The following is a 19523-nucleotide window of genomic DNA, read 5'->3' as shown; positions in this document are numbered from 1 at the left end:
GACTAATCACAATTTCTGATTGACTACTAAGGGAGGCGATGTGTAATGGAAGAAAAAAACAAAAATAAATTTGATCTCTATCTTACAGCCACACTTCAATGGACGCTGAATACACTATTAATTATTTTATCCGTTATTTTAGCGATATCCCTTATTAAAGAAACGTTTAATTTTATACATTATTTATTTATAGACGAAAATCAATCCTATTACTATCTACTCGAGGGGATCTTGGTTTACTTTCTTTATTTCGAATTCATTGCGCTTATCGTTAAATACTTTCAGGCAAAATACCATTTCCCGCTGCGATATTTTATTTATATCGGCATAACAGCGATTATAAGATTGATTGTTGTTGACCATGAAAATCCTATCGACACCCTTATTTATACAGGAGCCATTCTCATCCTCGTTGTTGCTCTGTTCCTTGCTAATACGAAACTACTCAAGCGTGAATAAAGTGAAGCTTCCACTAGTGGGGGTTCTTTATCCCCCCACTAGTGGTTAGCTGAACCAATCGGACCTTTACGGGCAGTTGATCCCCCTCCTATCTTCTTTGAATACTCATAATCTTGAGGGGGGTCTTACAGCCCGTTAAGGTGGGGTAAAGTGAAACTTTCATCAGTGGGGTTTTTCGACGCATAGGATGTGCTAGTGCAGGCGTTGCGACAGGACGCCTGGTTTTTAGCCTGCGTCATCCCCCACTGATGGAAAGCCTGAACATCGGACCTTTAACGGGCAGTTGATCCCCCGCCTATCTTCTTTGAACACTCAGAATTTTGAGGTGGGGATCTTTTCTAGCCGTAAAAGTCTTTTTTCATAAAATAGTTATATACCCTCATCAGATAATGGGGGTTTTTACTTTTTCTTTTCAACTTTTTAATATGATATAATGATTTATTAAGACTTTTTATATAGAGCTGTCTAATATGTCATACAACAGGCGCGACACTTTTTTTAAAGGAGTTATTATGACAACACATATTCAAATGACTTTCGTTCCAAATGCAAATCAAGATAAACGTTTTTTCATGTTTTTAACTGATGAACAAGATAACATTGCGACGAATTTTCGATTACTTAATGTCATTGAATATCATCCATTAATGAATGAGTATCTTGATGACTATTCCCAAGAAGCTGATGTATCCATTCAGTTAAATCAAAGGAATCAAACAGTTCATGGCTGTTATGTTCCCATGGATTCCGTTTTTAATATGATGATAGATCCTCGAATAAACCAACAAGTGCCCCCTTTCCGTTTGGGGTCAACATCGTTGTTTCTGAAAGAAATGGCTGATGCTTTGCAAATTTTAGCCGAAAATGGACAGTTTTTTCCCTTTATGTATCACATAGATAAATATGAAGAAACCTATTTTTTTAGTCATTGGCTTCCTAATATGAAACTCATGATTGAAAGTGAGTTACTAGAAAAATGGAAACAAGAACTTCCAAATTCAGTCTTAACGCTTGGAACAGAGTGGAACACAGACCAAGGTTTAAACCTACTCATAACCCTTTGGATGGATCATATCATTCGAAGCCAGATTCACATCTCTAATTTACCTTTCTTGGATAACTGGTCTCGATTTGATCATGACAATCCTTTAGCTCACTGGTATGAAAATTTAAGTCATTTCAATGACAGCCCATTTTTTATTGCAGATCATGAGAATGATGTAAGAAAAATGGAGCAATATGAACACGATATACATGATTGGACAGAAGATTTACTTCATGCCCAGTCACCTGATATGATTCATGATCTTATTTCTTTTCGTTCCTATTATATTGAGCCTAAATATACTCCTGAAAAGATCGAACTCCATTTAGATCCAATGAATCCTGATCAACCTTTTCATTCTGAAACACTTTGGTCTTGTCATGTTATGATTTCCGGATATCAACAAAGTGAGCGAAAAAAGATAAGTATCATCGACTTTATAAATAGAGGTCATCAAGCCTTAGAATGGTTTATATCCAAACTCTATCAAGTATCGGATCTTATCCCATATTCCTTATTTAATATTCACCAAACAACGTCAAGTTCTATTATCATATCGCCGGGGGAAATGATTCAACTCTATCAAGAGGCATCCTCCCTTTCTAATCATAATTTCACTTGCTTCCTACCTGAATGGCTTAATATATCTGAATCTAATTCTGATATCGATGTTCAATTGGAGCTAGAATCTGGAGATTCATTATTTGGTCTCTCTTCATTAATTAATTACAATTGGCGTATATCGGTTGGAAGTATTAATTTAACGGCAGCTGAATTTAAACAACTTGTGAAACAAAAGCAACCTTTTATTAAACGAGGAGATGAATGGATCCACCTTCCTCTTGACAAGTTGGTCAATGCCTACCATTCATTTGATGAAACAAGTTCCGTTCTAGGACATAAACCAAACCTTGCAGATGCTTTAAGACTTCAAACGATCACTAAGCGAAAATCAAAGAAAAATCCGATAGCGATTAATACCTCTCGTCATTTGGATGAGTATTTCTCTGGATTACTGAAGAAACCAAAAAAAAATATACCTTTACCAAAGAAGTTCACTGGAAAACTTCGTCCTTATCAAAAGAAGGGTTACACGTGGCTTGTGAATCTGCGCGATAAACAAGTAGGTGGATGTTTAGCAGATGACATGGGATTAGGAAAAACCATTCAAGCCATTTCTTATATTGCTCATACTCTAGATTTAAAACAAACAGACCATGATACAACTTTAATCATTTGTCCGACATCTCTTCTTGCCAACTGGCAGCGAGAATTTCAAAGCTTTGCACCTGATTTAAACATTTATGTCCACCATGGACCAAATCGTTATCCTGCCAAATCCATTGATCGTTATTTGAAAGACGTCGATGTATTAATCACGAGTTATACCATTTTCACACGTGAATGCGAAGACCTTGAGCATTACACTTGGGCAAGTGTTATTTTAGATGAAGGCCAGGCCATCAAAAATCCAAATACTAAAAAAAGCCGCGCTATGCGCCGGATACAAGCTGACCACCGGATTGTATTAACCGGGACTCCTATGGAAAATAAATTAGAGGAATTGTGGTCAATCATGGAATTTTTGAATCCTGGTTACCTTGGACCTTTGCAAAAGTTTCGTGAAGCTTTCGTTCGTCCAATTGAAAAACGTCAAGACAAAAAAAAATCGAAAATGCTAACAAAAATGATTCAACCGTTTTTATTGAGAAGAGAAAAAACAGATCGATCCATTATTCAAGACTTACCGGATAAAATTGAAACGAAGGAAACGTGCCATTTAAATAAGACTCAAGCCTCGCTATATCAATCCATTGTCGATGAGCTTAGCGGTCGGGTAATCTTAGCAGAAGGTATTGAGAGAAAAGGTCTCATCTTGTCTACGTTAACGAAACTCAAGCAAGTTTGCGACCATCCACTTCTTCTATCTAATGAATCCCTTAGGCCAGATGATTCGGGTAAAATAAAACGGTTTCTTGACATTCTTGAACCAATTTTTGAACACCGTGAAAAAACCCTTGTTTTTACGCAATATGTTCAGATGGGACATATCTTAGAAGATTGTATTAAGAAACATTACTCAGATGCAACGGTGCTCTTCTTGCATGGAAGTCTAACCGCAGAAAAACGTCAAGTTTTAATAGATTCATTTCGTTCTGATCAATCCGGCAAAACCGTCTTTATCTTATCATTAAAAGCTGGCGGTGTAGGACTTAACCTTACAGAAGCCACACATGTCATCCATTTTGATCGATGGTGGAATCCAGCCGTTGAAGAACAAGCCACTGACCGTGCTTACCGAATTGGTCAGCACAAAAATGTCCACGTCTATAAATTAATGTGCGCGGGAACACTTGAACAACGAATTGATGAGCTTATTGAGAAAAAGAAAAATTTGACTAATCAAATCATTGGTAATGGTGAAGGTTGGTTGACTGAACTTGATGATAAAGAAATTTACGAGCTTGTTCGATTAAGAGAGAGGGTGTTCTGATGCGTTCTGGATTATTTGTAAAAGATAAACAACTAAAGAATTGGTTAGATGAATTCTTTAGCTATACGCATCGTTTGCGTCTAAATAGAGGAAAGGATTTGTACCGCGAGCACGCCGTTAGCCAATTTCATATTCATGAAGATGGTTTCACTGCAGAGGTGGAGGGAACTAGGCCGAAGCCCTACCATGTCGAAGCTACATTCGACCCTGAAATGGCTGGTGAGTTACCGGATCCAGCGGAAATTTGGCTAAACTGTACTTGTCCAGATAACACCGAACTATGCAAACATGCTATCTGTGCTACAATCTATTGGATTACACGATTGGATCATGGTCGTCTCCCTATTGGTCATGATTTACAAGAGCAGCAAATTTTTGACCTACTCAACCCTAATGGGGCAACAACGATTCCTGACGCCCCAAGTCTTGAGAAATTAAATCAACTTAGCAGACGATCTTTGCCCGCTTATTTACAATTTAAACCTCAACACTTTTGGAATCTTAAACCAAATCTTGATCGACTTATGGAACGAAATTATAGTCTTATACAAGAACGAATGACAAAAGAAAGGAAACGATTTAGATAAATCATTGCACAGTATCCAAAAAAGGTGTACGGACTTAACCGTACACCTTTTTTGGTCTTGAATGCTTTGCAATAGAGTTAAAGTAAGGTAAGCGATCTAAATCGACGTTTCCCCCACTTACAACTAAACCAATATTTTTGCCAATATGCTGTATCTTCCCCGAAAGAACCGCCGCAATAGCTGACGCACCAGCTCCTTCAACAAACATTTTTTGTCTCTCTAACATCAAAATAATGGCTGAAGCAATTTCTTCATCTGATACGGTTACGATTTCATCAACACAGCATCTTATAATTGGGAACGTATTGACTCCCGTCTTCTTCACTAAGATGCCATCTGCGATGCCTTCAACGTGTTTTAATACAGCATCTCCCGTTTGATAAAATCGATTGTAGGCTGCACTTGCCCCTTCTGATTGAACGCCAATAACTTTTATCTTTGGATTTAATTGCTTTACAGCTGAAGCAACCCCAGCAATTAATCCGCCACCACCGATTGGAATCACAATAGCATCAAGGAAAGAACATTGTTGAAGCATTTCTAAACCAATGGTTCCTTGTCCAGCCATAACGATTGGATCATCATAAGCATGAACAAATGTTGCCCCGTATTCTTTTTGATATTCACACGCTGCTTCATAAGATTCTTGATAGGATTCACCAGTCAAGACAACTTTAGCACCATATGCTTCAGTAGCGTTGATCTTGGCCTTCGGTGTATGAACAGGCATAAATATGGTTGATTGTATTCCTTTTTTCGATGCTGAGTAGGCGACACCTTGGGCATGGTTTCCGGCAGAAGCGGCAACCACACCTTTATTCTCCTCTTGAACTGACAAATGAGATATTTTATTTAAGGCGCCACGCAGCTTAAAAGATCCGGTTCGTTGGAGGTTCTCCATTTTAAAATATAATTGCTTTCCAGTCAGTCGATTGAACGTCGAAGATTGATAGACTGGTGTTCGATGAATGATCTGAGCGATATGCTCTAGCGCTTCTGTTATTTGATTTAATTGCAAGTAATCCCCAAGGGGTTCACCTTCCTATTTGAAATATTTTTTATCCCACCTTAACGGCGAGTATTGACCCCCACTTCATGTTTCTGAGCATTCAAAGAAGATAGGTGGGCATCAACTGCCCGTAAAGGTCCGATTGGATTGGTTCAGGCTTTCCATCAGTGGGAGATAAAGCCCCCCCTACTTGATGGAAGTTTTCACTTTATTGCCTATAGAGCTATCTCTCATTTTTATGAGTGGTAAAGTATCATTTTTTCAATTAACGCGTTTGTTCATAGGCTCTTATTTCATCTTCTAACTTTAATGTAACGGCGATCTCATCAAGGCCCTCTAAAAGCATTTTCTTTTGATATGCATCGATGTCAAATGGTATAGAAAGCGTATCACTTACAACCACTTGATTAACTAAATCAACATCTAAATAGAATGATTCTTGTTGAGCTTTTTGCATTAACAACTTTACATTCTCTTCATCAAGTTTTATGAGTAATAAGCCATTTTTTTGGCAGTTATTATAGAAAATATCAGCAAAACTTGGTGCTATGATCACTTTAAATCCGTAATCTCCTAAAGCCCATGGTGCATGTTCTCTAGAAGACCCACACCCAAAGTTTTCACCGGCAATTAATATAGAAGCCCCTTCATACTTTTCTTTATTTAATACAAAGTCTTGTTTTTTATGTCCTTCATCATCAAAACGCCAGTGATAAAATAAACATTCACCAAACCCTTGTCTTTCGATTCGTTTCAAAAACTGTTTTGGGATAATTTGATCTGTATCGACATTCCTTCGATCAAGTGGACAAACTAACCCACGGTGTTTTTTAAATGGTTCCATATATCGGTCAACTCCTTCATTTACATCAATTTCAGATACGCGAGCATTAGAGAGTAAGGTATTTAATGATGAACCGTTTCTAATTCGCGTATATCAACAAAATGTCCATTGATTGCTGCAGCGGCGGCCATGGCTGGACTTACAAGGTGCGTCCTAGATCCATTACCTTGCCTACCTTCGAAGTTACGATTAGATGTCGATGCACAGCGTTTACCCGCAGGGACCACATCATCATTCATGGCAAGACACATACTGCAGCCTGACTGACGCCATTCAAATCCGGCCTCAATAAAAATTTTATCTAGTCCAAGTTCTTCCGCTTGAAGTCTAACCAATTGCGAACCAGGCACAATAAGAGCCCGAACTCCTTCTTTTACTTTCTTTCCTTTTACAATACTAGCGGCCTCTTGCAAATCACTCAATCTCGCATTCGTACATGAACCAATAAAGACATAATCGACTTTAATATCTGCTATCGGCATTCCCGGCTCAAGTCCCATATACATGAGTGCTTTCTCAATGGATTCCTTTTCCTCTACATCATATTGAGCATCTGGATGTGGAAGAGTCGCACTAATCGGTAAACACATCGATGGGTTCGTTCCCCAAGTCACTTGCGGTTCAATCGATGCAGCGTCTATTTCAATGGTTTTGTCGTATGTGGCTCCTTCATCTGTTGCAAGAGATAGCCATTCTGAGGCTAATTCATCAAAGCGTTCATTATAGACATATTTCCTACCTTTTAAGTAAGATACCGTTGTTTCATCAGGACTAATTAATCCAGCTCTGGCACCTGCTTCAATGGACATATTACATACGGTCATACGCTCTTCCATGGATAGACTTCGAATAGCTTCTCCCGTATATTCCACAATGTAACCTGTTCCAACTGAAAAACCAAATTTACCGATGATAGCTAAGATGAGATCTTTCGCACGAACGCCTCGTCCTAATTTCCCATTGACCTTAATTTGCATCGTTTTTGGTTTCTTTTGCCATAATGTTTGAGTAGCTAAGACATGTTCTACTTCACTTGTTCCAATACCAAAGGCCATAGCGCCGAATGCCCCATGTGTCGAAGTATGACTATCTCCACAGACAATGGTTTTTCCTGGTTGTGTTAAACCTAATTCTGGCCCAATAATATGAACAATCCCTTGGTTTGGATGACCAATATCCATCAACTCAATCCCGTTTTCTTGACAGTTTTTCTCAAGTGTCGACATTTGTTTAATTGAAATAGGATCTGTCGATACACGGCTCGGAGTAGTTGGAATATTGTGATCTACTGTCGCAAATGTTAAATCAGGACGCCTGACCTTTCGACCATGTATACGAAGTCCCTCAAAAGCTTGCGGAGAAGTCACCTCATGAATTAAATGAAGATCGATATAGAGAAGATCCGGCTTTCCTTCTTCTTGATGAATCAAATGTTTATCCCAAATTTTTTCAATAATTGTGCGTGGTTTCATCACGTCTCTCCTCCTTACATTATCTAATTTGAAATAGATGATGGCATGTATTTAGCCATGTTTTCAATTACTTTATCGACCATCTCTTGTGTACCAACACGTTTCGCATGTGCGCCATTTACTGAAAGATCAGCCGTATGGTAACCCGAATTCAATGTATCTGTTACAGCTCTTTCAATAACAGAAGCCTCTTCATGTAGATCTAGGGAATTTCTTAGTAAAAGAGCCGCCGACATAATGGTAGCTAAAGGATTGGCTTTGTTTTGACCTGCAATATCCGGCGCTGAACCATGGGCTGGTTCATATAGACCTAATTTATCCTCTCTTAAACTAGCAGATGGAAGCATTCCTAGTGATCCTGTTAAAACCGATGCTTCATCACTTAAAATATCTCCAAACATATTCTCTGTGACGATGACATCAAATGAAGCTGGCTCCGTAATTAATTTCATCGCAGCAGCATCAACGAGAACATGTTCTAACGTGACATCAGGGTATTTTTTTGCAACCTTCTCAACAATTTCTCGCCATAGTTTACTTGATTCAAGCACATTTGCTTTATCGACTGAGGTTACTTTTTGTTTTCTCGTTTTTGCTAGTTGGAATGCTTTATCTACAATTCTTTCGATTTCATACTCACTGTAAACAAGTGTGTCTACAGCGACATCGCCGCGGCGTTCGCTCGGGTTCCCAAAGTAAAGACCACCCGTTAATTCACGAACAATAACAAAATCAACATCCGTTACGCGTTCTCGTTTTAATGGAGAAGCATCCAACAAAGCATCAAATGCTACGACAGGTCTTAAATTAGCAAACAGTTCCAATTCTTTTCTTATCGCAAGTAGCCCTTTTTCTGGTCTAAGATGGGCTGGCAAGGTATCCCACTTTGGTCCACCTACCGCACCAAGTAAAATAGCATCGCTTTTTTTACAAATAGATAACGTAGATTCAGGCAGTGGATGACCTTCAGCCTCATATGCGGATCCACCAATATTTCCTTTAACAAAAGAAAAGTTGTGACCATACTTTTGAGATATTGTTTCCAATACTCGTATAGCACCCGATGTAACCTCTGGTCCAATTCCATCACCAGGCAACACAGCAATTGTTTTTCCCATTATTTAATCTCCTTATCATTCATTGAATTTCTATATCATTACTTTAAAATGGATGATACTTTCAAAAATTCATACTTTACGCTTTAGTAATGACTTTTCATCTAAAAGCACGCATTAATTGGATAAAGAAAACTTGCCGATTGCGGGGCCTATAAGGCGCAGACAGTGGCCTAGAATGTGTCACTACGGCATCGCCTTTGCGACAACTCGATAATTAATCGCAGAAGATTATGTTAGTTGCACTTATACCTTAAATTTTTATTTTTTGCTAAAGTATAATTAAAACGTTAATCCTAAAAACCATCCATCGTCATGCTCTTAATCAAAAGTCATCTCGATAAGTATTCTAGATATTGGTGAAAAAGCTTTCTTAGCTAATGAATCATTTCATCTATTTATATAACTAGATGAGGAAGCAAGGGAATAATCCCTATCTTCCAACATCACACCTAGCTATATTCTCTCTATGTTTTCTCTATATGTTCCGTTTTAGTTTCACACCTGATGACGTTCAACTAATTTAAGGGGCTATTAAGGAAACTAAACATTCTTTATAGAGGTTGTTCAAAAAGTCACCAAATGATAAGCTACGAATCTCGGCGTTGGCTTGTTTTTCCGGTCCTCATGTAGCAAAAACCTACATTCCGGTCCTCAAAACAGCGCCGCCTTGATCTTCTTGCTTCTAATTTGTCACCTTTTTGAACACGCACTTATAGAGACTTATTTTTGGGCATCCAAAGCAAGAACTTCATCTTCTTTTTTCGGTTTAACAAATGGCATCAAAGCTCTAAGTTCAGAACCTACTTTTTCAAGTGGATGTTCTTTTTCTTTACGATCAATTGATGTATAGACTGGACGATTAGTTTGATTTTCAAGGAGCCATCCTTTAGCAAATTGACCTGATTGGATATCGTTAAGGACTTCTTTCATTCTTGCTTTTGTTTCTTCATTAACGACACGTGGTCCTGATACAAAATCTCCCCATTGAGCTGTATCTGAGCAAGAATATCTCATGTTGCTGAATCCACCTTCGTAGATAAGGTCAACAATCAATTTCATTTCATGAAGACATTCAAAGTAAGCAAGTTCAGGTTGATAGCCTGCTTCTGTCAATGTTTCAAAACCAGCTTTGATAAGTGAAGTTAATCCACCACATAATACAGCTTGTTCACCGAAGAGATCTGTTTCAGTTTCTTCTTTAAATGAAGTCTCAAGAACACCAGCACGACCTGCACCAATTCCTTTTGCATAAGCATAAGCAGTTGCTTTTGCTTCACCTGTTACATCTTGGAATACACCAACAAGGGCTGGAACACCTGCTCCTTCTTTATATGTGCGTCGAACAAGATGTCCTGGACCTTTTGGTGCGACTAAGAAAACATCGACATCTTCAGGTGGAACGATTTGATTGAAGTGAATGTTAAATCCGTGAGCAAAGGCAAGGGCGTTACCTGCACGTAATCCTGCTTTAATATCTTCATTATAAGATTTTGTTTGCAATTCATCTGGTAAAAGAACCATGATGACGTCCGCTTCTTCACTTGCTTCTCTAACTGATTTTACTTGAAAGCCATCGCGTTCAGCTTTATCAAATGATTTACCTTGTCTAACACCAACTACAACATCAAAGCCACTGTCACGTAAGTTTTGAGCGTGTGCGTGTCCTTGTGATCCATAACCAATAACAGCGATTTTTTTGCCTCTCAATACATCATCTTGGATATCTTTGTCGTTATAAACTTTTGCCATGTTAAACTCCCCTTTTTGAAATTTGTTTTTAAAAGTTTTAATTTGAAGTTAAGCTGTACTCTTTACTACTTGAATCCTCTTTATCATTTCTAATAAATGCCACTGCGCCAGTTCGACTAACTTCTTTAATGCCATAAGGCTTAACTAACTCAATAAAAGCGTCTATTTTCTCTGATTTGCCAGTCAATTCAAAAGTTAAAGCATCGCGACTAACATCTATAATGGATGCTCTAAAAGGTTCTGCTAGACTGATTATTTCACTTCGTATGTCACTTGGACTTACGACTTTCACCAGCGCGAGTTCTCTGGCAACACCTCCTTTAATGGAAAGATCTTTCACCTCTACTACGTCGATTAATTTATCGAGCTGTTTAATAAGAAGAGAGGCTTCTTCTTCACTTCTTACATCTGTGACTAAAGTGACATTTGAAAAATGAGGCTTGAATACATCTGAAGTGACAGATAGACTCTCGACTTGACATTGACGTTTAGATAGAACGCCGAGAATTCGACTTAAAGCACTGGTTTCATTATTGGTTAGCAAGTGAACTACTTTTTTCATGCTTTAACCCCCAACATTTCATTTAAACCTTTTCCTGGCGCAACCATTGGACAGACGTTTTCTAACTTCTTGACTCGGCAATCAATGACAATCGGTTCATTATTCGTCATGGTTTCTGCTAGAATTTGTCTAGCCTCTTGTTCTGTATCTACTCTAACGCCCTTGATGCCATAACTTTCGGCAAGTTTAACAAAATCGGGTTGAACAGGAATTAAGGATTCAGAATAACGTTCTTCATAAAATGTTTCTTGCCACTGTCTGACCATTCCAAGAACTTGATTGTTTAGAATGACCACTTTGAGTGGTAGATGACGTTCTTTCACAACGGCAAGTTCTTGCAGAGTCATTTGAAATCCACCATCACCTAGGACAGCAACAACTGTTTTTTCAGGTTCTGCAATTTGTGCACCAATAGCGGCTGGGAAACCAAACCCCATTGTTCCAAGACCTCCAGATGTCACAAATCGATTAGGTTTCGTAAATGAATAGTATTGAGCTGCCCACATTTGGTGTTGCCCTACGTCTGTGACAACGATGGCCTCTCCTTTTGTATAATCATGTAACCACTCGACCATTTGCTGAGGAAGAATTTGATTGTCTTCTACTTTATATTGAAGTGGATAGGCCATTTTATTTTTTGCTGTTAGTTTGCGCCAATCCTCCGTATCTGGTGATGGGTATGACCCCATTAACAAACTATTCAGAACTGCTTTTGCATCTCCTTCAACAGGAATGTCCGTTTTGACATTCTTACCAAGTTCTGATGGATCAATGTCAACATGTGCGACTTTTGCGTTAGGGGCGAATTTAGCCAGATTCCCTGTTAGACGATCATCAAATCGTGCACCAAAGTTAACTAAAAGATCACATTCCGTTATCGCCATGTTTGCCGCATACGTACCATGCATGCCACCCATTCCTAGAAATAGTCGGTGATCAGCTGGGAATGATCCTAATCCAAGTAATGTATTGACCACAGGAACATTAAATTTTTCAGCAACTTCCAATAATAACTCACTAGCCTTGGCATGTATAACACCAGCTCCAGCTAAAATAACCGGCCGCCTCGAGGCAGATAATGCTTCTCCTAGTCTTTTCACCTGTAATAAATCAATATCTAAATCATCCTTCACGCAGTATCCAGGTAAATTCATCTCATCATCAGGAACTTGATCGATAATCTGACTTGCAAGGTCTTTTGGAATATCCACAATAACAGGTCCTGGGCGACCAGTTGTTGCAATATGAAAAGCCTCTTTAACAATACGTGGAATGTCAGATGTGCGTTTTATCTGAAAACTATGTTTTGTTGTAGGTGCAGTAATACCTAAAACATCTGCTTCTTGAAACGCATCAGTACCTATGAAACCACTTGCAACCTGTCCTGTGATTACGACAAGAGGTAATGAATCCATCATGGCGTCTAATAAACCAGTAACGACATTGGTTGCACCTGGTCCTGAAGTTACAAGAACCACCCCTGGCTTTCCAGAAACTCTGGCATAACCTTCTGCCGCATGGACAGCCCCTTGTTCATGTCTAGTCAATACATGTTTTATTTTTGCACTATATAAAGCATCATAGATTGGTAGAACTGCACCGCCTGGATAGCCAAATATGGTATCTGCACCATTAGTTAAGATCGATTCAATGAGTAGATCTGCTCCAGTTCGCACACGCATCACGGTTTTATCATCATTTCGCATCGTTACATCCACCTTAATTCCTCCATTTTTCGTATTTTTTTCCATAATGGGTTATATGAATCATCGTCCATTTGGAGTCTTCGTCCTTCATTAAACTATAAATGAACTTTATTTTTAAGTATAAAAAAGCCTTCTCATCCCACACCTATATTCACACTAACGCTAATACAGGATTTGTAGGGATGAAAAGGCTACTTTTCATGGTACCACCCAACTTCTTGATGCCCTCACGAACACCAACTTGGCAACAATCGTTTCAGCTTCAATAAACGAAGTATGACTACGATTGTTTATTTTGATAACGAGTGATGTTTCACTCGACCTATCCTACTAGAGATAACCTTTCAGATAGGCGCTCAGAGGCGATGTCATAATAAGGGGCATCATTGAGGTTCCACCAATCCTCAACTCTCTATAGACTGCATTCCTTATTATTTTTTCCTCGTCAACACTTTCTTATTTGTTCCTATTTTCATAACTCCGCCGGTATTTGCTGACGTTACGAGTGCTGCATAACGGGCAAGATAACCGCGTGTAATTTTTGGTTCTGGTTCAACAAAATTACGTTTTCTTTCTTCTAGTTCTTCATCCGAAACATTAAGATTAATGGTTCGATTAATCAAATCAATGAAAATCTCGTCACCATTCTCGATGAGAGAAATTGGGCCGCCTTCAGCTGCTTCAGGAGAGATATGTCCAATGGAAATACCTCGTGTTGCACCAGAGAAACGTCCATCTGTAATCAGAGCAACATCTTTAATTAATCCACGGCCTGCAATAGCGGATGTTGGTGCTAACATTTCTGGCATCCCTGGTCCGCCTTTTGGTCCTTCATAACGGATGACGACGACGTGGCCTGCTTGAACGGTGCCATTATCAATACCTTCTTGCGCTTCGTCTTGTGAATTAAAAACAATCGCTTCACCAAGAAATGTTTTAATGGAAGGATCCACACCACCGACCTTGATGGCTGCACCGTCTGGAGCGATGTTGCCATATAAAATCGATAATCCTCCTACCGGACTATATGCGGTCTCTTTCGTTCTAATGACTGTATTATCTAAAATTTCAGCATCTTTAACGTTTTCGTAGACCGTTTTTCCAGTTATCGTCAACCGGTCTCGATTGATGAGATTATGTTTACATAGTTCGTTAATTATAGCGCTAATGCCACCCGCTCGATGAATATCTTGCATCGAATAATTCGAAGACGGCATAATCTTTGCTAAATAAGGCGTTCGTTTAGCTACTTCGTTAATACGATTGAGATCATAATCAATTCCTATTTCATTCGCAATAGCCAAGGTATGAAGAACGGTATTGGTTGAACCACCCATAGCCATATCTAGCGCAAATGCATCATCGATAGCACTCTCAGTTATAATGTCACTTGGCTTAATATCCTTTTCGATACAATACATGAGATGTTTAGCTGCTTCTTTAATTAATCGATGTCTTTCCTTAGACGTTGCAACAATGGTTGCATTTCCAGGCGGTGTCATCCCCAGCATTTCCATCAACGAATTCATTGAATTTGCTGTAAACATCCCTGAGCATGATCCACAAGTAGGACAAGCTGAATTTTCAAGTGATGTAAGTTGTTCTGCTGAGATTTTTCCTGATTTATAAGCACCTACACCTTCAAAAACAGATGTTAGTGAGAGATTCGATCCATCTTCAGCAACCCCTGCTTCCATCGGTCCACCGGTGACAAAAACAGAAGGGACATTCGTTCTTGCTGCTGCCATCAACATACCTGGTGTAATCTTGTCACAGTTTGGAATATAAAATACTCCATCAAACCAATGGGCGTTAATAACTGTTTCAGCGCTGTCGGCAATCAACTCACGACTTGGAAGCGAATACCGCATTCCACTGTGCCCCATTGCAATGCCATCATCAACACCGATTGTATTAAATTCGAAAGGTACCCCACCAGCTTCTCTAATCGCTTCTTTTACGACTTCCGCAAACTTATTTAAATGTGCATGACCTGGGATGATATCAATATAAGAATTACAAACCCCAATAAAAGGTTTATTTAAATCTTTTGTTTTGACCCCAGCTGCATGGAGTAAGCTTCGGTGTGGCGCACGGTCTATTCCTTTTTTGATCATATCACTTCTCATGCGAGCCACTCCTTATTCTTTTCTATTGGCGATCTTGCCAAAAACAATGTAGTAAAAAATGATTCATTAGAGTTTAACATAATTTTCAAATAATTTAATTTGATAGAAATTAAAAGCTAAACAATTAATCTCCTAAGTGATAAAAACGATGAAGATTGATTTGTTGTTGAACATCATACGTCTTTTAAAAATTCTGGTCAACCCCCTCTATTTGATTTTAACTAGGCATTCGTAAACCTCAAAATTGCAAAATGAATCTTTTTTTATTCATTAAATAAAAATGTTTAAACTTAAGAACCTCTTTTTCTTTCATTTTAAATAGTTAATGTAAAAAATGACTGTTTCAATGTTATTTAAAAATTTTTTAAAAAATTCTTTGTATGCCCCTATCGTTTTGAAATACTCCACTTTTTCTATATATAGTGTATATCATTGCTGAATTTACCAATTGAAATTATCTATCATTAACTTAGAAATTTTAAGTGGATGGATAGAGTGGTGATTTTAAATGGAGCAACTTTCTGTGAATAAGATTTAAGATGCCTCTTTTTAAGATGAACTTAAATCTTATGACAAGATATGTTTAAATAGACTTCAAGTATGTGAGAAAATCATATTTTCATTTCCCTCTTGTAGATTACTAGGGAACAACGTATAATGTCTTTTACATGAGGACATCTGTTTATTCTCAGAGAACAATGACATAAGGAGTGAAACAGTATATGAAAACAGTTGGTGTGGGATTACTCGGTTTTGGTACAGTTGGAACAGGTGTCATAAGACTTTTAAACCAAGATCAGCCGCAAGTTGAACAGAGTACCGGCTATCACATCTCAATTGAGAAGGTGCTCGTTAGCGATCTAAACAAAGAAAGAAAAATCCATATTGATAAAAATTTACTTACTATAAATCCAGATGATGTTCTAGATAATCCAAACATCGATATCATTATTGAAGTTATGGGCGGTGTTGAGCAAACACGTAACTATTTACATCGCGCTTTTCAAAACAAAAAACACGTCGTAACGGCAAATAAAGACTTATTGGCTGTTTATGGTCCTGAACTATTACAAGCTGCAAAAGATCACGGTTGCGATTTGTATTATGAAGCAAGTGTAGCCGGCGGAATTCCGATTCTAAGAAGTTTGACGGATGGCCTTGCGGCAGATCGGATCCAAAAAATTATTGGTATCGTTAATGGAACAACGAACTATATCCTAAGCAAAATGGCCAGAGAGCCTGTTTCTTATGAGCAAGCTCTTGGAGAAGCTCAATCATTAGGCTTTGCTGAGGCAGACCCAACCTCTGATGTAGAAGGTCTTGATGCCGCAAGAAAAATGGTTATTCTTAGTCACCTAGCTTACTCAATCCCAGTAGATTTAGATGATGTCACCATTGAAGGGATTACAGGTGTTGAGAGAGAAGATATTTTGTACAGCCAAAAGTTGGGATATGCGATAAAATTAGTTGGGGTTACTGAGACTGCGAATGGTCAAATTGATATTCGTGTATCACCGACATTGCTTCCTTCTACGCACCCACTTGCAGCTGTTGAAAATGAAAATAATGCTGTCTATGTTTATGGAGAGGCTGTTGGAGAAACGATGTTTTATGGTCCAGGTGCTGGTGAATTACCAACTGCCACAGCTGTTGTTTCCGATCTTATCTCAGTGGTAAGAAACCTATCATTAGATGTTAATGGACATCACATTTTTATACCTTCAAAAGAAAAACAATGTGTATCTAGCGAAACGATTGTCAGTCGCTTTTTCTTCCGGTTCCACGTCAAGGACGAACAAGGGGCTTTCTCAAAAATTTCGAATTTACTTAAGGATCATGGCATTAGTATAGAAAAATTAATTCAAGAGCCATTATCCGATCAAGTTGCCGAAGTGGCTATCATTACACATGAAGTCAATAAAATAAAATTTGAAAAAGCACTTAGGAAATTAGAAGAATTAGATGTTATGATAGATGTGAAAAATTATTATCGTGTTGAGGGGATGAAAAGATGAGCTATCAAGGACTTATCGAACAATATAAAGACTATTTACCAATAACAGACAAAACACCTAAACTTACCCTAATGGAAGGCAACACACCACTGATTCCTTTAGAGAACTTATCAAAGGAATGGGATTGCCAAATTTACGTTAAATATGAAGGATTGAACCCAACTGGTAGTTTTAAAGACCGCGGAATGGTATTTGCCGTAGCAAAAGCTAAAGAAGCAGGTAGTAAAGGGGTTATCTGTGCATCAACAGGAAATACTGCCGCAGCAGCTGCCGCTTATAGCGCAAGGGCAGGAATGAAATGTCTTATTGTTATACCAAAAGGAAAAATTGCTTTAGGTAAATTAGCTCAATCCGTCATGTACGGTGCTCAAATTATCGAAATCGAAGGAAACTTTGATCAGGCTTTGGAAATGGTTCGCTACACAGCTGAAAATTCGGATTATGCCCTTGTGAACTCAGTCAATCCGTATCGATTAGAAGGACAAAAGACAGGTGCATTTGAAATTTGTGAACAACTTGGAGAAGCACCTGATGTTCTAGCTATTCCAGTAGGAAATGCAGGAAACATCTCAGCTTATTGGAAAGGCTTTAAGGAATATCATGAAAAACATCATACTTCTCTTCCACAAATGCGTGGTTTTGAAGCTGAAGGATCAGCTGCCATTGCAAAAAATACTGTGATTGAAAACCCTGAAACCATCGCAACGGCTATTCGTATTGGAAACCCAGCAAGCTGGAACTTAGCTGTAGCTGCAGCAGAAGAATCCAAAGGAAAAGTTGATTTTGTAACAGATGAGGAAATTCTCGAAGCTTATCAAACGATCGCTCGAACAGAAGGTGTCTTTGCTGAACCAGCCTCTTGTGCGTCTATAGCTGGAATTAAAAAGCAGTTAGCCACTGGGGAAATCAAAAAAGGATCTAAAATAGTCGCTATTCTAACAGGTAACGGATTAAAAGACCCTTCGACTGCGATGGAATTCTTAACCATCAAACCTACTTTATTAAAAGCTGGTAAAACAGAACTTGTGGATTATTTAAAACAGGCGGTAAAGTAAGATGAACCAAGGTCATTTTGAACTGATTGTTCCGGGAAGCACAGCCAATCTGGGATCAGGTTTTGACTCCATTGGCCTTGCTATAAATCGCTATTTAAAGCTTAACGTTAAGCCAAGCGAGGAATGGGTCTTTCACTATCCAGATGGTTTTGAAATGCTATCAGACTTAGAAAATAATCTAATTTATAAAGTAGCTGAGAAAGTAGCCAAGCAATATGGACGGTCTTGCCCATGCTATGACATCACTGTTTCAAGTGATATTCCTTTGGCGAGAGGCCTTGGAAGCAGTGGAGCCGCCATCATTGCTGGTATTGAACTTGCAAATATTGGACTCGACTTACAACTCAAAACAGAAGAAAAAGCAAAAATTGCCTGTGACTTAGAAGGGCATCCAGACAATGTAACAGCTTCTCTCTATGGTGGCTTGACGATCTCATCCTACTTTGATGGCGAACTTGTTACATTGACATCATCATTACCAGATGTGTCCTTATGTACACTTATTCCTGAAGTTGAATTAAAAACCGAAACGGCACGTCATGTCCTTCCCAAATCACTTTTACATAGTGAATCTGTACAAGCAAGCAGTATTTGTAATGTCATGATCGCCGCTTTACTACAACAAAATTGGACGATTGCGGGTCAAATGATGGAAAAAGACCTATTTCATCAACCTTATCGAACGTCTCTCATTCCCGATTTACCCATCATTACTCGAGCAGCTCGAGAATTGGGTGCCTATGGTACATTTTTAAGTGGTGCTGGACCAACTATTATGAGTTTTGTTCCACATAGCCAGAGTCAGGAGATTATTACTCATTTACAAAGCGAGTTTCCTAACTACCAATGTCAGGTTTTATCCCCTGTCATTCATGGTCTTCAAATAAAAAAATAAAGCATTAGTGGAGTTTTTCGACGTACAGGATGTGCTGGTGCAGGCGTTGCAACAGGACGCCTGGTTTTTAGACTGCGTCATCTCCACTGATGGAAAGCCTGAACCAATCGGACCTTTACGGGCAGTTGAACCCCCACCTATCTTCTTTGAATACTCAGAATCTAGAGGTGGGGGGCAATACTCTCCGTTAAGGCGGGATAAAACAATCAATAAGGCAACCACCTCTCGATGTGGTTGCCTTATTTTTGTATAAAATGTATGTTCTTAGCGCATTATAGGAATAACATTCCCTTTGAGTCATGATTGGAGGAGGATTTAACATGAAGTCATGGATGGAATCAAAAGTATTTTGGGGTTTAATTTTTGCAATCGTGATTGTTTTTC

The 19523-nt window shown here is 38.7% G+C and carries 14 protein-coding genes and 1 other annotated feature; of the genes, 6 read left to right on the top strand and 8 right to left on the bottom strand.

Features of this window, described 5'->3' with window-relative positions; translation table 11 throughout:
- Positions 1-45 precede the first annotated feature (45 nt).
- The 3 genes from psiE (at position 46) to FG390_RS06900 (ending at position 4585) form a co-directional block, all read left to right on the top strand.
- Entirely contained in the window at positions 46-459 is a 414-nt protein-coding gene (gene psiE / locus FG390_RS06910; RefSeq protein ID WP_141190309.1) for a phosphate-starvation-inducible protein PsiE, read from the top strand.
- A 512-nt stretch (positions 460-971) separates the two neighbouring features.
- On the top strand, positions 972-3998 hold the full coding sequence (locus FG390_RS06905) for a DEAD/DEAH box helicase (protein WP_181406409.1): 3027 nt from the start codon (positions 972-974) through the stop codon (positions 3996-3998).
- Positions 3998-4585 (top strand): hypothetical protein, encoded by a 588-nt coding sequence (locus tag FG390_RS06900; protein WP_141190307.1) that lies wholly within the window; start codon positions 3998-4000, stop codon positions 4583-4585. The genes FG390_RS06905 and FG390_RS06900 overlap by 1 nt, the downstream gene beginning before the upstream one ends.
- Positions 4586-4619: 34 nt before the next feature.
- On the opposite strand, the gene ilvA is transcribed toward FG390_RS06900, so the two are convergent.
- The 8 genes from ilvA to ilvD all read right to left on the bottom strand — a co-directional run bounded on the left by ilvA (position 4620) and on the right by ilvD (position 15174).
- Positions 4620-5603: a threonine ammonia-lyase gene (gene ilvA, locus FG390_RS06895; protein WP_246092703.1), complete on the bottom strand. Its 984-nt coding sequence runs from the start codon at positions 5601-5603 to the stop codon at positions 4620-4622.
- Positions 5604-5859: 256 nt separating this feature from the next.
- Complete coding sequence (gene leuD / locus FG390_RS06890; RefSeq protein ID WP_141190306.1) at positions 5860-6438, bottom strand: 3-isopropylmalate dehydratase small subunit; 579 nt, start codon at positions 6436-6438, stop codon at positions 5860-5862.
- Positions 6439-6500: 62 nt separating this feature from the next.
- A complete protein-coding gene (gene leuC / locus FG390_RS06885; RefSeq protein WP_141190305.1) occupies positions 6501-7910 on the bottom strand; it encodes a 3-isopropylmalate dehydratase large subunit in 1410 nt (469 codons plus the stop codon).
- Positions 7911-7933: 23 nt separating this feature from the next.
- A complete protein-coding gene (gene leuB / locus FG390_RS06880; RefSeq protein ID WP_141190304.1) occupies positions 7934-9028 on the bottom strand; it encodes a 3-isopropylmalate dehydrogenase in 1095 nt (364 codons plus the stop codon).
- A 720-nt stretch (positions 9029-9748) separates the two neighbouring features.
- Entirely contained in the window at positions 9749-10777 is a 1029-nt protein-coding gene (gene ilvC / locus FG390_RS06875; protein WP_141190303.1) for a ketol-acid reductoisomerase, read from the bottom strand.
- A gap of 37 nt (positions 10778-10814) precedes the next feature.
- The gene (gene ilvN / locus FG390_RS06870) at positions 10815-11339 is read right to left on the bottom strand and encodes an acetolactate synthase small subunit (RefSeq protein WP_141190302.1); all 525 of its coding nucleotides are present in this window, start codon (positions 11337-11339) and stop codon (positions 10815-10817) included.
- Entirely contained in the window at positions 11336-13045 is a 1710-nt protein-coding gene (gene ilvB / locus FG390_RS06865; protein WP_258311625.1) for a biosynthetic-type acetolactate synthase large subunit, read from the bottom strand. Before ilvB ends, ilvN begins: the two co-directional genes overlap by 4 nt.
- Before the next feature lie 175 nt (positions 13046-13220).
- Positions 13221-13503, bottom strand: a binding site (T-box leader).
- Positions 13477-15174: a dihydroxy-acid dehydratase gene (gene ilvD / locus FG390_RS06860; protein ID WP_141190301.1), complete on the bottom strand. Its 1698-nt coding sequence runs from the start codon at positions 15172-15174 to the stop codon at positions 13477-13479. Its footprint overlaps the feature before it by 27 nt.
- A 722-nt stretch (positions 15175-15896) precedes the next feature.
- On the opposite strand from ilvD, the gene FG390_RS06855 reads away from it, so the two are divergent.
- From FG390_RS06855 to thrB, 3 genes are read left to right on the top strand one after another with little or no spacing between them, the layout of a single operon-like run.
- Positions 15897-17189 carry a homoserine dehydrogenase gene (locus FG390_RS06855; RefSeq protein WP_141190300.1) on the top strand — a complete coding sequence of 431 codons (1293 nt, stop codon included), beginning with the start codon at positions 15897-15899 and terminating at the stop codon, positions 17187-17189.
- Positions 17186-18244, top strand: coding sequence for a threonine synthase (thrC, locus tag FG390_RS06850; protein WP_141190299.1), 1059 nt, complete (start codon positions 17186-17188; stop codon positions 18242-18244). The genes FG390_RS06855 and thrC overlap by 4 nt, the downstream gene beginning before the upstream one ends.
- A 1-nt stretch (position 18245) precedes the next feature.
- On the top strand, positions 18246-19139 hold the full coding sequence (gene thrB, locus FG390_RS06845) for a homoserine kinase (RefSeq protein WP_141190298.1): 894 nt from the start codon (positions 18246-18248) through the stop codon (positions 19137-19139).
- The last annotated feature ends 384 nt before the right edge of the window (positions 19140-19523 follow it).

The organism is Terrilactibacillus laevilacticus (assembly GCF_006517395.1).
Lineage (GTDB): Bacteria > Bacillota > Bacilli > Bacillales > Sporolactobacillaceae > Terrilactibacillus > Terrilactibacillus laevilacticus.
Note: the sequence above shows the minus strand (reverse complement) of the source record. Positions and strands in the feature narration are given on the sequence as shown.